This is a genomic window from Pseudomonas mendocina, from assembly GCF_003008615.1.
GTDB lineage: Bacteria > Pseudomonadota > Gammaproteobacteria > Pseudomonadales > Pseudomonadaceae > Aquipseudomonas > Aquipseudomonas mendocina_C.
Map to the genome: position 1 here is coordinate 4,344,536 of NZ_CP027657.1, position 15,760 is coordinate 4,360,295.

The 15,760-nt window shown below is 59.5% G+C and carries 3 protein-coding genes; 2 read left to right on the forward strand and 1 reads right to left on the reverse strand.

The features are described from left to right. Positions 1-8 precede the first annotated feature (8 nt). On the forward strand, positions 9-10,832 hold the full coding sequence (locus tag C7A17_RS20140; protein WP_158704691.1) for a non-ribosomal peptide synthetase: 10,824 nt from the start codon (positions 9-11) through the stop codon (positions 10,830-10,832). Between the two features lie 389 nt (positions 10,833-11,221). Beyond that, positions 11,222-13,516 (forward strand): TonB-dependent siderophore receptor, encoded by a 2,295-nt coding sequence (locus tag C7A17_RS20145; protein ID WP_199796346.1) that lies wholly within the window; start codon positions 11,222-11,224, stop codon positions 13,514-13,516. A 527-nt stretch (positions 13,517-14,043) separates the two neighbouring features. Here C7A17_RS20145 and C7A17_RS20150 read toward each other — a convergent pair. Beyond that, complete coding sequence (locus tag C7A17_RS20150) at positions 14,044-15,699, reverse strand: cyclic peptide export ABC transporter (protein ID WP_106739701.1); 1,656 nt, start codon at positions 15,697-15,699, stop codon at positions 14,044-14,046. Between the last annotated feature and the right edge of the window lie 61 nt (positions 15,700-15,760).

Genomic DNA, 15,760 nt, shown 5'->3' on the forward strand with positions numbered 1-15,760 from the left:
ATATCCCGGTGCAAGAGCTGCTCAATTCCGTAAGGTCACTCTCTCAGAAAGAACGCAAGGCACTGGCGGCCTTGCTCAAGCGCCAAGGAGTGAACCTGTATGGAATCACCCCTGTACTCAAGCGTTCTGCGGAAGAGCCGCTGCAACTGTCCTACGCCCAGCACCGGCAGTGGTTCCTCTGGCAGTTGGAGCCGGGCAGCGCGGCCTACCATATTCCAGCAGTTCTGCGCCTTCGCGGTGAGCTGGATGTCGAGGCCCTGAGGCACAGTTTCGTTGCGTTGACGAAGCGCCATGAGGTGTTGCGCAGCACGTTTTGCCAGGAGGGCGACGAGCCCCGGCAGATCGTACATGATCACTTGCCGCTGGATATACGCCAGGAGTGCCTGAGCGGAGCGAACGAAGCTGATCTCCAGGCTAGGATCGAGGAAGAGGTGCGAGTGCCCTTCGATCTTGAGCATGGTCCCTTGCTCAGGGTTCTGCTGCTGCGTCAGTCAGACGACGAGCAGGTGCTGGTAGTGACCCTGCACCATATCGTCTCCGACGGCTGGTCGACACCGATCATGGTGCAGGAACTGATGCAGTTCTACGCGGGGTACCGCGAGGGTCGCAGTGTAGAGCTGGAGCCGCTGCCGATTCAGTACGCCGACTATGCCCTGTGGCAACGCGATTGGATGGAGGCCGGCGAGCGCGAGCGCCAGCTGGGTTACTGGAGACAGCAACTGGGTGGCGAGCAGCCGGTACTGGAACTGCCGTTCGATCACCCAAGGCCGCCCATGCAAAGTCATGTCGGTGCCAGCCTGGCGATCGACCTGGAGCCGGCGCTGGCCGAATCGCTGAGGGCATTGGCGCAGCGTCATGGTGTCACCCTGTTCATGCTGTTGCTGGCATCGTTCCAGGCCTTGCTGCATCGTTACAGCGGGCAGGACGATATTCGCATCGGGGTGCCGATTGGCAACCGTACCCGTGCCGAGACGGAGGGGCTGATCGGTTTCTTCGTCAACACCCAGGTACTCAAGGCCGAGTTCACGCCAACACTGACCTTTGAAGCGCTGCTGCAGCAGGTCAAGCAAGCTGCACTGGATGCCCAGGCGCATCAGGATTTACCATTCGAGCAACTGGTCGAGGCGCTGCAGCCTGAGCGTAGCCTGAGCCACAGCCCGCTGTTCCAAGTGTTGTACAACCATCAGTTCGAGGTTGCGGATGACGTCCGCCAGCTTCCCGGGCTGCGGGTGGAGCCTGTGCAACTGCCGGAACGAACTACCCAATTCGACCTGATGCTCAACAGCTTCGAATCTTCGACGGGGCTGGGAGCTTCGCTGACCTATGCGACGGATCTGTTCGAACCAGCCACGATCCGGCGCCTGGCCAGCCACTGGCGAAATCTGTTGACGGCAGCCTGTGCTCAGCCTGGGCTCGCCATTACCGAGCTGCCTCTACTGGATCAGTCTGAGCAACAGCAGATCATCGAAACCTGGAACGACACCAGTGCCGAGTTTCCGGCTCAGACGAGCCTGTCGGTATTGCTCGAGGCGCAGGTTTGGCGTAGCCCAGAAGCCGCTGCGCTGGTCTTCGGCGAGCACTGCCTTTGCTATGCCGAGCTCAATCGCAAGGCCAACCGACTGGCGCATTACCTGCGCTCCGTCGGGGTCGGTGCGGATGTGCTGGTCGGCATTGCCATGGAGCGCAGTGTGGAACTGGTGGTGGGGCTGCTGGCGATTATCAAGGCCGGTGGTGCCTATGTGCCTCTCGACCCGGATTATCCACGCGAGCGCCTGGCCTACATGCTCGAAGACAGTGGGATTCGCCTGTTATTGACCCAGCAGGCGCTGCAGGGGCGCCTGCCAATACCCGAAACCGTACGGTTTGTGTGCCTGGATGGGGACGATGCCTGGCTGGACGATCAGCCCGAGGATGATCCTCAGGTAGACACTCCCCCGGCCAATCTGGCCTACGTGATCTACACCTCGGGCTCAACTGGCAGGCCCAAGGGCGCGGGCAACTCACAGCAGGCATTGATCAACCGCCTGTGGTGGATGCAGCGGGCCTACCAGTTGCGGGCTAGCGACAGCGTGCTGCAAAAGACGCCATTCAGCTTCGATGTATCGGTCTGGGAGTTTTTCTGGCCCTTGCTGGTCGGTGCCCGTCTGGTCATCGCTGAACCCGGTTCGCACCGTGACCCGGATTTGCTGATCGAGAGCATCCGTCGGCATGGCGTGACCACCCTGCATTTCGTGCCTTCGATGCTTCAGGCGTTCATCGCCAACGGTGCAGTTCAGCGTTGTACCAGCATCCGCCAGATACTCTGCAGTGGCGAGGCACTGCCGGCGGAGCTGGCTCGCGATACCTTGCGCAAACTTCCAGATATCGAGCTGTACAACCTGTATGGCCCCACGGAAGCGGCTATCGACGTGACTCACTGGCGCTGTACCGGCACCGAAGGCAGCAGTGTTCCCATCGGGCATCCGATCGATAACCTCAGAACATACGTTCTGGACGGTGGCCTGCAGCCGGCGGTTCCTGGCTGTGGCGGTGAACTCTATTTGGGCGGGGTCGGCCTGGCCCGTGGTTATCACGCCCGCCCAGCGCTCACTGCCGAGCGCTTCGTTCCCGATCCGTTTGCTGCCACGATCGGCGGCCGTTTGTACCGCACTGGTGATCGGGTACGGCAGCACGGTGATGGAGCGATTGACTACATGGGGCGCCTCGATCATCAGGTGAAAATCCGCGGGCTGCGTATCGAGCTGGGTGAGATCGAGGCGCGCTTACGTGAGCAGAGTGGCGTGCGTGATGTTGTCGTGCTGGATCATGATGGTCCGGCAGGTAAGCAACTGGTGGGCTATCTGGTGCCTACCGACCCGGATATCGTCGCAGAGGTGACGGCTCAGGCAGCGTTGCGCGATGCACTCATACTGGCATTGAAAGCTGGTTTGCCTGAGTTCATGGTTCCCAGCCACTGGCTGTTCGTATCCGCTCTGCCGGTGACGCCGAACGGAAAACTGGATCGCCGGGCTCTGCCGTCTCCGCAGGCCAATCAGGCCCAGCAGGTGTACAGTGCGCCGCGCAGCGAGCTGGAGGTTCAACTGGCGGCGATCTGGGCCGACGTGTTGAAGCTGGAACGAGTAGGGCTGACCGACGGTTTCTTCGAGCTGGGTGGTGACTCGATCATCTCCCTGCAACTAGTCAGTAGGGCGCGCCAGGCCGGTATTCAGTTCACGCCCAAGGAGTTGTTCCAGTACCAGACCGTACAGGGGCTTGCTACGGTTGCCAGGCGCCTCGAGGGCGTCGTCGCAGAGCAGGAGGCCGTGGTCGGTGAGTCGCTTCTGGTACCGGTTCAGCACTGGTTCTTCGAACAGGACATTGCGCGGCGTCATCACTGGAATCAGGCCGTATCGTTCGCACCGCGCGAAGCTCTGGATGCTCGCTACCTCTCGGCGGCTCTGCTGGCCGTGGTCGAGCAGCATGATGCGTTGCGAATGCGCTTCACTCGGGATGGTGAGGAATGGCGGGCTGAATATCAGGCGCCGACAGAAGTAGCTGATCTGTTGTGGGTTCGTGATCTCAGCGAGTCGTCCGAACTGCAACTGTGCCACGATGAAGTTCAGCGCAGCCTCGACTTACGGCATGGGCCCTTACTGCGCGTGTTGCTGGCCAATCTTCCCGATGGCAGCCAAAACCTGTTGCTGGTAATCCATCACCTGGTAGTGGACGGTGTTTCCTGGCGTGTCTTGCTGGAAGATCTGCAAGCCGCCTACCTGCAAGCCAGTGCCGGAAAGTCACCGACCCTGCCGGCCAAGACCAGTTCGTTCAAGTCCTGGACAGAGCGGCTGCAGGCACGTGCGATGGGGGATGAGCTGCGAGCAGAGCTGCATTACTGGCAGGCGCAACTGCAGGGTATGAGCGATGAGCTGCCCTGCGACCATCAGGAGGGCGGCAACCTCTTCGAACACATGGCGTATGCGTATACCCGCCTGGATCGCACCCAGACCCGACGACTGCTGAGCGAAGCACCTGCGGCCTATCGCACGCAGATCAACGACCTGCTGCTGACTGCACTGGCACGGGTACTCTGTCGCTGGACCGAACGCGATAGCCTGTTGGTACGCCTGGAAGGTCATGGTCGTGAAGACCTGTTCGACGACATCGACCTTAGCCGTACGGTCGGCTGGTTCACCGCCATGTATCCGGTGCGCCTCACTCCTCAGTCCGACCTGCCAGCAGCGATCAAGACCATCAAGGAACAACTGCGAGCCGTTCCTGACAAGGGGCTTGGTTACGGTCTGCTGCGTTACCTGGGTGACGAGCAGGCACGTCGAGCATTGGCAGGCCTGCCGCAGGGGGCGGTCGTATTCAATTACCTAGGGCAGCTCGACGGCGCTCTGGATGCCCAGAATGGGCTGTTCCAGCCTTCCGCTCAGGATGCCGGAGCGGTCAGAGATGCCTCAGCGCCGCTGGACAGCCTGCTTGCTATCGATGGCCAGGTCTATGATGGCGAGCTGAACCTGAGCTGGAGCTTCAGCCAGGAGTTGTTCGAGCCTTCAACCATCCAGGCATTGGCCGATGCTTACGCTGAAGAGCTCAGGACACTGGTAGAGCATTGCTGCGACGCCCGTAATCGGGCGGTCACGCCATCGGATTTCGCCCTGGCCGGTCTTACCCAGACGCAATTGGACAACTTGCCGGTCGCGGCATCGATGATTGCTGACATCTATCCGCTGTCACCGATGCAGCATGGCATGCTGTTCCACAGCCTGTACGAGCAGGAACGCGGTGACTACATCAACCAGATGCGGGTGGACGTCGATGGGCTGGATGTCGAGCGTTTCCGCCAGGCTTGGCAGGGCGTTCTGGACGGTCATGACATCCTGCGCAGTGGTTTCATTTGGCAAGGTGATCTGCAGCAGGCGGTGCAGGTGGTTCACCGGCAGGTCGAGGTACCTTTCTCCGTGCTTGACTGGCGCGGGAAGGCTGACATACCGGTGTCACTGGACGACCTGGCCGAAAACGAACGCCACCAGGCGTTCGACCTGGCCCAGGCGCCGCTGCTGCGCCTGTTGCTGGTGCGTACGGGCGAGACACGCCACCATCTGATCTACACCAGTCACCATATTCTCATGGATGGCTGGAGCACCTCGCGCATGCTGGGTGAGGTGCTGTCACGTTATGACGGCAACTGGCCCGGCCAGGAGCCGGGCCGCTACCGCGACTATATTGCCTGGCTGCAGGAGCAGGATCCGAAAGCCAGCGAAACGTTCTGGAAGGGGCAACTGGCCGAGCTGGATGAACCAACCCGGCTGGTTCAGGCTCTGCGCGGCGGAGAAGAGGGCGCGTCGGGTTACGGCAACCATCATGCTTTTCTGGATCGCGTGGTCACCGAGCGCCTGAGGGCTTTCGCCCAGCAGGGCAAGGTCACGCTCAATTCCCTGGTGCAGGCCGCCTGGTCAGTGCTGCTGCAGCGTTATGCCGGACAGGCCACTGTATGCTTTGGCGCCACGGTAGCCGGACGTCCCGTGCAGTTGCCGGGAATCGAGACACAGATCGGTCTGTTCATAAATACCTTGCCGGTGATCGCTAGCCCGAAGCCGGAGCAACCTGTGCTGCAGTGGATCGAGCAGGTACAGGAACGCAACCTGGCGTTGCGCGAATTCGAACATACGCCTTTGAACGACATTCAGCGCTGGGCTGGGTTGGGTGGCGATGCGTTGTTCGACAGCCTGCTGGTATTCGAGAACTACCCCGTATCGGACGCCTTGGAGCAGGGAGCGCCGCCTGGCCTGCATTTCGGCAGAGTGGCCAACCATGAACAGACCAACTATCCCATGACATTGGCGGTCGGCCTTGGCGATACCCTGACCTTCAGCTTCCTGTTTGATCAACAGCACTTTTGCGCGGCGCTTGTCGAGCGGTTGGCGCTGCACTTCATCAATCTGCTGACCGGCATGGCGAGTCATCCTCAAGCCGCGCTCGGAGAGTTGCCGTTGCTAGACAGGGATGAAGCACGTCTGATCCTTCAGCAAGGCGATCAGCGTGACGCTGCCTTTGCCAATGATCGTTTCGTGCACCAGTTGGTGGCTGACCGCGCTGCGCAAGACCCGGATGCTGTGGCTGTGATCTTTGCGGATCAGCTGACTTGCTACGGCGAGCTGGATATCCAGGCCAACCGACTGGCGCACAAGCTGATCGAGTTGGGAGTGGGGCCGGAAGTGCGGGTCGCCATTGCCATGCGTCGCTCGGCCGAGACCATGGTTGCCTTTCTAGCTGTGCTCAAGGCTGGAGGTGCCTATGTGCCATTGGACATCGCCTACCCTGAGGATCGCCTGCTGTACATGATGCAGGACTGCAAGGCTGCCCTTGTGTTGACCCAGAGCGATGTCCTGACGCGACTGCCGATTCCTGCTGGGTTGGCAACGCTGGCTGTGGATCAGAGCCAGAGCTGGCATGCTTACCCGGCCACCGCGCCCGATGTGAAGCTGGCGGCAGAAAACCTGGCCTACGTGATCTACACCTCGGGCTCCACGGGCTTGCCCAAGGGCGTGGCGGTGGCGCACGGGCCACTCGTCTCACATATCCTTGCCACTGGTGAGCGCTACGAAACCAGTGCGGCAGACTGTGAACTGCATTTCATGTCATTTGCCTTCGATGGCGCCCATGAAGGCTGGATGCATCCACTGATCAATGGCGCGCGGGTGCTGATCCGCGATGACAGCTTGTGGCTGCCCGAGCAGACCTATGCGCAGATGCATCGGCATGGTGTGACGCTGGCGGTGTTTCCACCGGTGTATCTACAGCAACTAGCTGACCATGCCGAGCGTCATGGCAGCCCACCACCAACTCGTATCTACTGCTTCGGTGGTGATGCGGTGCCTCAGGCGAGCTGGGAGCTGGCCTGGCGTGCACTGCGTCCGACCCATCTATTCAATGGCTACGGCCCGACTGAGACCGTGGTGACGCCACTGCTGTGGAAGGCCTGTCGAGAAGAACCCTGCGGAGCCGCCTATGCACCCATCGGTACGTTGCTCGGCAAGCGCTGTGGGTATGTGCTGGATGCGCACTTGAACCTGTTGCCAGCAGGCCTTGCTGGTGAGCTTTACCTGGGTGGGGAGGGGGTGGCGCGAGGCTATCTGGATCGCCCGGCGTTGACCGCCGAGCGTTTCGTACCCGATCCCTATGGGGATGGTGAGCGCGTATACCGCAGTGGCGATCTCACGCGAGTGAGAAACACTGGTGTGGTGGATTACCTTGGTCGAACCGATCAACAGGTGAAAGTGCGCGGCTTCCGTATTGAATTGGGTGAAATCGAAGCATGTCTGCTCGCGCAAGCCGCAGTACGTGAGGCCGTCGTGCTGGCTCAGGATGGGCCAATTGGCAAGCATCTGGTGGGCTATGTGGTGCCTTGGGACGAGCAGATGGTAGGTGGCTCCGAGGCCGAAGCGGTAATGCGTGAAGCGCTGAAGACTGCGCTCAAGTCCAGTCTGCCGGACTACATGGTGCCGCCTTACCTGGTATTCCTGCAATGCGTGCCATTGACACCAAACGGCAAGTTGGATCGTAGAGCCCTGCCGAAACCGGATACACGCCTGCTGCAGCAACAATACATGGCGCCGCGTACGGAGTTGGAGCAACAGTTGGCGGCAATCTGGGCTGATGTCCTCGGGCTGGAACGAGTTGGGCTGACCGACAACTTCTTCGAGCTGGGTGGCGACTCGATTATTTCCCTGCAGGTGGTCAGCCGTGCTCGTCAGGCAGGCATCCAGTTCACGCCTAAGGATCTGTTCCAGCGTCAGACGATTCAAGCGCTGGGCGCCGTGGCACGCCTGGAGCAGGGTGTGCTCATCGAGCAGGGCCCTGTGAGCGGATCAATGCCGCTGATGCCCATCCAGCACTGGTTCTTTGCCCAGGAGATTCCCGCACGGCATCACTGGAATCAGTCAGTGCTGCTCAAACCGGAGATGGCGCTCGATACCGACCATCTGGTACTCGCCCTACAGGCTCTGCTCGAGCACCATGACGCGTTACGTCTGCGTTTCACCGAACAGGAAGGTGGTTGGCAGGCTGACTTTTCGTCAGCGGTAGCGGCAGGGGAGGTGCTGTGGTGTCGAAAGTTCGACCACGAAGCGGAGCTGGAGGCTCAAGCTGAGTTGCTGCAGCGCAGCTTGCACCTCGAGCAAGGGCCGTTATTGCGCGTGTTGCTCGCGCAATTGCCGGACGGTAGTCAGCGGCTGCTGGTGGTGATCCATCACCTGGTGGTTGATGGCGTGTCGTGGCGGATACTTCTGGAAGACCTGCAGCTGGCCTACCAGGCAGCCGCCTCCCAGCGGCCAATCAAGCTGCCGAGCAAGACCAGCTCTTTCAAGGCCTGGGCCGAGCGTTTGCAGTCGCATGCCCGAAGCGGAGCACTGCAACAGGAACTGCACTACTGGTTAGGACAGTTGGAGGGCGCATCCGCCGAGCTGCCTTGTCGCAACCCGCAAGGTGGGCAGCAGCTCCGCCATGCGACGAGTGTGAGCAGCCGACTGAGTAGTGTGCAGACTCGGCAATTGTTGCAGGAAGCGCCAGCAGCCTACCGCACGCAGATCAACGATCTGCTGCTGACGGCCTTGGCCCGTGTAATCAGCCGATGGACAGGGGATGACGAGGTACTTATCCAGCTTGAGGGGCATGGTCGCGAGGAGCTGTTTGCGGACATTGACTTAAGCCGGACGGTGGGCTGGTTCACCAGTGTCTATCCCGTGAAGTTGAGCCCAGGTGTTGCACTGGCTGAGTCGCTCAAGGCTATCAAGGAACAACTGCGGGCGATTCCGCACAAGGGTGTCGGTTACGGGGCTCTTCGCCACATGAGCGATCTGCCGACCCGCATGCGCCTGGCGGAACTGCCTCAACCACGCGTCACATTCAACTATCTGGGGCAGTTCGACAACAGTTTTACCGCGAGCAACGCCACCTTCGCGCCAGTGGAAGGAGCTACGGGTATGGAGCAGAGCCGCGATGCCATGTTGGGTAACTGGCTGACGCTCAATAGCCGCGTGTACGCAGGCGAGTTCAGCATGGAGTGGGCCTTCAGTCGCGAGGTATTTGATGAGCAGATGATCCAGGCACTCGCGGATGAATACGTCGAAGAGCTCGGCACGCTGATCGCGCATTGTTGCCAACTTGAAAACCAGGGCCATACGCCATCGGACTTCCCTCTGGCCGATCTGAGCCAGGCACAACTGGACGCTCTGCCGATGGCGGCCCGTGACATCGAAGATATCTATCCGCTATCGCCTATGCAGCAGGGCATTTTGTTCCACGCACTGCAGGATGCAGCGAGTGGCGATTACGTTAACCAGATGCGTGTTGACGTGGACGGCCTGGATGTAGAGCGTTTTCGTGATGCCTGGCAGCAGGCAGTTGCTGCGCATGACATCCTGCGCTCGGCATTTCTCCTGCAGCCCGGCTTGACCAGTGCCTTGCAGGCGGTGATGAAGCAAGCGCGGGTGCCTTTCATGCAAGCCGATTGGCGTGACCGTGCCGATTGCAGCTTGGCGCTGGATGCGTTGGCCAAAGATGAGTCGGCCCAATGCTTCCGGCTCGGCGAGGCGCCACTGATCCGTCTGGCGGTGGTGCGCACTGAGGAGAACCGGTGCCATGTGATCTATACCAGCCATCACATCCTGCTGGATGGCTGGAGCGGTTCCCAATTGCTGGGCGAAGTCCTTTCGCGCTACGCAGGGAACCAGGTGATAGTTGAAGAGGATCGCTACGGTGAATTCATCGCCTGGCATCGGCGCCAGGCTCCAGAGGCCGCTGAGCGCTTCTGGGGCGAGCAGCTTGGTAGGTTGCAAGCCCCGACGCTGTTGGCCAGGCACATGACCGCAGCCCCTCAGGGGAAACCTGGCGAGCTGAATCGAAATTATCCATTGAGCCTCAGTGAAGATGCAGTGGTGCGACTCAAGGACTTTGCCGGCCGCCACAAGGTGACGGTAAACACCGTGGTGCAGGCTGCGTGGGCGCTTTTGCTGGGACTGTATGCCAATCAGTCTACGGTGGTGTTTGGCGCAACCGTGTCCGGGCGCCCTGTGGACATGGCAGGTATAGAGAAGCGGGTTGGCCTGTTTATCAATACCTTGCCACTGGTTATAGAGCTGGATGTCGACTCAAGTATCGAGGCATGGGTCGTGGCGCTTCAGGAGCAGAACCTGCAGGCGCGTGGACATGAGCACTTTGCCCTGCGAGACGTGCATCGACTTGCAGGTCAGCGTGAGCTTTTCGACAGTGTGATCATCTTCGAGAACTATCCGGTCTCCAGCGTATTGCAGGAAGAGGGTGCCAGTGGTCTGGCGTTTACCAACCATAGCTATCACGAGCAGACCAATTATCCGCTGACCCTATACGTGACACTGACGCAGGAACTGATCCTGGACTTCAGCTACAAGCCAGTCCTGGAGGAGACCTCGGTCGCTCATTTGGCCGAACAGTTGGTGGGCTTGCTGGAGTCGATACCAAAGCTAGGCGGACAAGCCCGTCTGCATGATTTGCAACGATCACTCCTTGGTGAGCATGCAGCGAAAGCGATCCCCCGGATCGACCTGTTGCCGGCGAGAGATACGGGCCACGAATTTGCGTACGCGCCCCCTGAAACAGCGTTGCAGGAGCAGTTGGTCGTCATCTGGCAGACGGTTCTCGGGATCGAGAAGGTGGGCATCGATGATGACTTCTTTGCACTGGGCGGCGACTCGATAGCCGGTATGAGTGTCATGGCCTGGAGCAGCAGCCTGCGAGCAACCGGCTGGAGCATGAGTTTGAAGGCGCTGTTCGAGAAGCCGACGATCAGGTCTCTGACAGCCTGTGGCTGAATGAATCATGGGCAGGGTATGGATACCCTGCCATCGTGGTTCGCTGACATAGCCCGGGTCAGCGAGATTTTTCGTCCGTACAGCGCACCATCAGCGTCGTGCTCGGGTGCGACCTTGAATCGTCTGAATATATCTCTGCATAACATTTTTCCGGTTTATTAGGTTGTAACGTCATATTCAATGAGAAGTATTGCCAAGTGGCAGTGCATGTTCATTTACGGGGGAGATGTATGCCAACAACACATCCAATTGGTTCTCTGACTAGGAGCATCAGGGCACTGGGGGGCGCTAGGATTTCTCTGCTGGGAGCAGCCCTATGGCTGGCAAGCACTCAGGCAAGCGCACAGAGCTATGATTTCGACGTACCGGCGCAACGACTAGATTCAGCCTTGCAGGCTCTCGGCCGCCAGGCTGACTTGCAGGTCTTGTACAACCCGAGCGACCTCAGCGGGCTCCGTAGTCAAAGCGTCAGCGGGAGGCTGGAGCTTGAACAGGCGATTTCCACATTGTTGCGTGGGGCAGATGGCATCAGTTTTGAGTTGCAAGGCAATACCCTGATCCTGCGCCAACAGGAGCCGCCCGCGGCAGCGGCGATGTCGCTGGGGCCGATCGAAGTGTCGAGCCAGACATTCAGTACGACCACTGAAAATACCGGTTCCTATGCCTCGCCGGCTGTTTCCATTGGCAAGGGCAGCAAGAGTATCAAGGAGATTCCACAATCGGTTTCGGTAGTCACCCAGCAGCGTATCGAGGATCAAAACCTGGATACCATGGTGGATGTTCTGTCCAATGCGCCAGGTGTCACCGTCGTACCGATGTTCGGTACTGGGGATCAGTACTATTCGCGCGGTTTCTTCATCGAGAACTTCCAGTACGACGGTGTGCCGTTGGAGCGGCAGTCCTACGCGCGAGGCTCGAACCTCACGGCGCAGACGGCGATTTTCGATCGGGTGGAGATTCTCCGAGGGGCACAAGGGCTGCTTGAAGGGGGCGGCAATCCATCCGGCTCGGTCAACTTCGTACGCAAGCGGCCGACTGCGGAAAACCAGGTCAAGCTGACTGCCAAGGCTGGTTCCTGGGATCATTACGGCACTCAGGCCGACATATCGGGCCCCTTGGATGAACAAGGGCGTCTGCGTGGTCGCCTTGTAATGGATTACGACACTAGCAACTCCTTCGTCGACCATGTGGGCGACGATCGGCAAACCCTCTATGCAGCGCTGGACTTCGACCTGACGGACGCCACGCGTATCGGCATTGGCTACAGCCGTGAACGTATCGACGCCAATATCAATGTCAACGGCCTGCCCAATTACAACGACGGCTCGATCCCGCACTACAGTCGCTCCACATTCATCGGCGGCAAGTGGGCCTATTGGGACAAGATCCAGGACACCTACTATTTCGACGTTTCCCACCAGTTCAACGACGACTGGTCGCTCACCAGCACTCTGGTCAACGTCCGGGAAAAGAACGACTACCAGTACCTGCTGAGATCCGGCGTCAACAACCCCGACAATACCGGCCCTCTGCGTGGCGACGCCTACGCCTTTGACTTCTTTTCCGAGCACTGGGGGGCGGACATCTACGTCAATGGGCGTACCCAGTTCGTAGGACGCCAGTTGAACCTGACCATGGGTGCCAATTACACCGACCTGGACAGTAGCGATACCTTTGGCTGGAAACGCAACCATGTGCCCAATTGGGACATCTTCGGCAATCCGGTCGATGGCAACAAACCATCCAAGGAATCCATCCTCGCTGCCAACCGACTGGACGATGGCTTCGCGTCGATTCAGAAGGGGGCCTATGGCATGGGCCAGTACTACCTGACTGACTCACTCTCGATCGTCCTGGGGGCACGGGTTTCGTCCTACCAGAAGGCGTACAGCTCAGACGGTGCCTGGGGTGCCTCCAAGTCGGTGGCCAAGGAGTCAGCGGAAATCACGCCCTATGCCGGCATCATCTATGATCTCGACCCGACATGGAGTGCCTATGCCAGCTACACCAAGATATTCCTGCCGCAGTCGATGCGTAGTGCAGATGGCAGCATCATCGATCCCAAGACTGGCAAAAGTGTAGAGGTGGGGTTAAAGGGCATCTTCGATGATGGCAAGCTGAATGCGACCTTTGCCATGTTTCGTATGGAGCAGGACAACATCCCTATCTGGGATGCCGAGCTCGATCAGAATATCCAGGACGCCAATTGCGGCGGTACCTGTTACTACGCTGGCGGCACGGCTATCAGCCGGGGCTTCGAGGCAGAACTCAATGGTGAGCTAGCAGAAAACCTGCAGGTATACGCCTCTTACACCCTCAATCTACTGCGCTTTCAGAAAGATGCTCCCAGCGTATCCGATGACGTTGGTGCCAGTGTCGGGGTACCCAAGCACATGCTGCGTACCTGGCTGAACTACCGTCTGCCGGGGGAGTGGGAGCGAGTCTCGGTCGGTGGTGGTGTGAATGCACAGAGCGGCTCCGCCGGCTATGGCTACAACGGTCGGGAACAGGCCGGCTTTGCGATCTGGAACGCGCGCCTCGGATATCGCTTCACCGATGAGCTGTCTGGTGCAATGAATCTCAATAACCTCCTCGACAAGCGTTACTACCGGTCGGTCGATTACGGTAATAACTATTTCGGTGATCCCCGCAATGTGCTGTTTTCGCTGACCTATAGCTATTGAGGTCAGCCCCGCGTCAGCCAATGTTTGCCCAGTGCCTGCAGCTGGGCCATTGGCATAGGCGATGTTCGGTGGAAGCGAGGCGGACTCTTGGTAACGGAGAGTTCGCCTGCCACGCAGTTCCTTCGGTGCTCGCAACTAACTTGATCTCCAATTGCTCAGGTATTGAGCTGGCCACAGCTGCTTCGCCTGCGCCACTCGTTGGCCGACTCGATAACTGCAATGGTTTCCGGAGCGCTCGCCTCGAGTACCAAGCTGCTGCCCTATACAACTTTTGGCAAAGTCCAGAAAAGGGCTGAGTGCTCAGTCGATACATCCATAGTGCGCTTTGCTCTTATCCATCCTGCGTTTCCCTGTGAAAGACCTTGGGAGTCGAGCTCTGGCCTGAGGAAAACCGCTGCATAGCTGACCGCTACCACTGTGAACCTGAATGAGGCCAACGTAGTTTGGAAGCGGTTTACAGGGCTGGGGGCTGCGAGGATGTCCATGGAATGCGCCATGGCTCCCAACAGCCAGCTGATAGGGGGGCCTTAGGCGGGTAACGTTTCGGGTTGTTCGACGACGTTTCCGGCACGCATATGCACCAGTTGATCCGCGATGTCGAAGTAGCGGTCGTCATGGGAGATCACGATGATGGTCTTGCCTTGCTGTTTCAGCTCGGGCAGCAACTCGGTGTAGAACACGCGCCTGAAGGCCGGATCCTGGTCGGCGGCCCATTCATCGAATACCAGTACCGGTCGGTTGTCGAGCCAGGCGTTGATCAGGGCCAGGCGCTTGCGCTGCCCGGTGGACAGGTCGGTTGTGGTGAAGCTGCCATTGCGAATGCCGACCTTGTGCGCAATATCCAGTCGTTCCAGGTACTTGATGGCTTGTGCGGGAATTTCCGTGTGGCCCTTGAGCAACTCGTCGAACAGGTAGTAGTCGGTGAATACAGTGGCGAACAATTGCCGGTAGTCGTCACGTTGCGGATCGCCGACCACTTGGCCGTCCAGCAGGATTTCGCCACTCTGGGGCGGGTAGAGCCCCAGCAACAGCTTGATCAGCGTGGTTTTGCCACAGCCGTTCTCGCCGACGATGAACAGGATCTCACCTTGATGGATAGTCAGATTGATGGGGCCGAGATGAAAGGACTGGCCACCTTCGTTATGCGGATAATCGTAGCGTACCTGGCGCAGTTCGATACGCCGTGGAACCCGACATGCCGGCCTGGCGACGGGGTTCAGCAGATCAGGCTCGGTTGAGGTGAAACGTCCGGACAATTCGCGGATTCGTTGCAGGGCAATCCTGGCCCGGCTGAGGTTGGGGATGTTGATGATCAACTGTTCCAGTGGCGCCTTCATGTACAGCATGACCAGGACGAAACCACCCAGTACGGTTCTTTCGGCGGCAGGCCAGAGCGCCAGGAAGGAAATGGCCACGCCGATGACGGCGAAGAACAGCATTGAGCCGAAGGTCTCGGCGCTGATGAATATACCGGCGGAGCGTACGTTGGCCTTGCAGATGCTCTCGGTAGTGCCGTGGATTTGTCGTTGCAGAATGTCGAGACGCCGCTCGCGCTGGATGCGCAACTCCTTGGCCCCGGCGGAGAGGGCGTGGTAGTGCTTCTGCAGTTCATCCTCTCCGTCACGAGCGGCTTGCAGGCTGTGTGTACCGCGAAGGTGTGCCAGATATTGCGCGCCGCTGCCCAGAATCACGGTGCCGAGGGTGATCAGCAGTATCTGCCAGGACAGCAGCGCCAGATAGCTCAGGCAACCGATCGTCACGGATAAGGCGATCAGCATGGGGGAAACGCTCAGCGCGAAGGTGCTTAGCGTGCCTACGTCGTTGAGCAGCACGGGGATCAGCCGATGGGCCCGGTAGCGTTCCAGCTGTTCAAGGGGCGCTGCGAGAATCCTGGCTGCAAGATCCCGGCGTAGCGTTGCGACAACACGCTGGCCCACATAGTTGGTCAGCAGTTTCGAGAGCGTGGAACATACCAGGGTGGTGACGCAGAGTAGTGCGAAGATCAGCGCGAGATGGAGATTGGGGCCACCGTCGGTGTTCATCGCGATGTTGATGGTAGCGAGCAGTGCGGTGACGCTGAGGCCGCCGGCGATTCCCAGCAGCACCGAAAGCAGGACATGTGGCCAGAAGGGCTTGAGGAGGGTCAGGGTTTCGTTGACGAGGCTTTCTGCTGTTCGGGTCATGGGCCTTCTCGGATGCCAGTGCAGAGATGGAGGGGCGGGTTGTCGAACCTGGCCGTTGCCA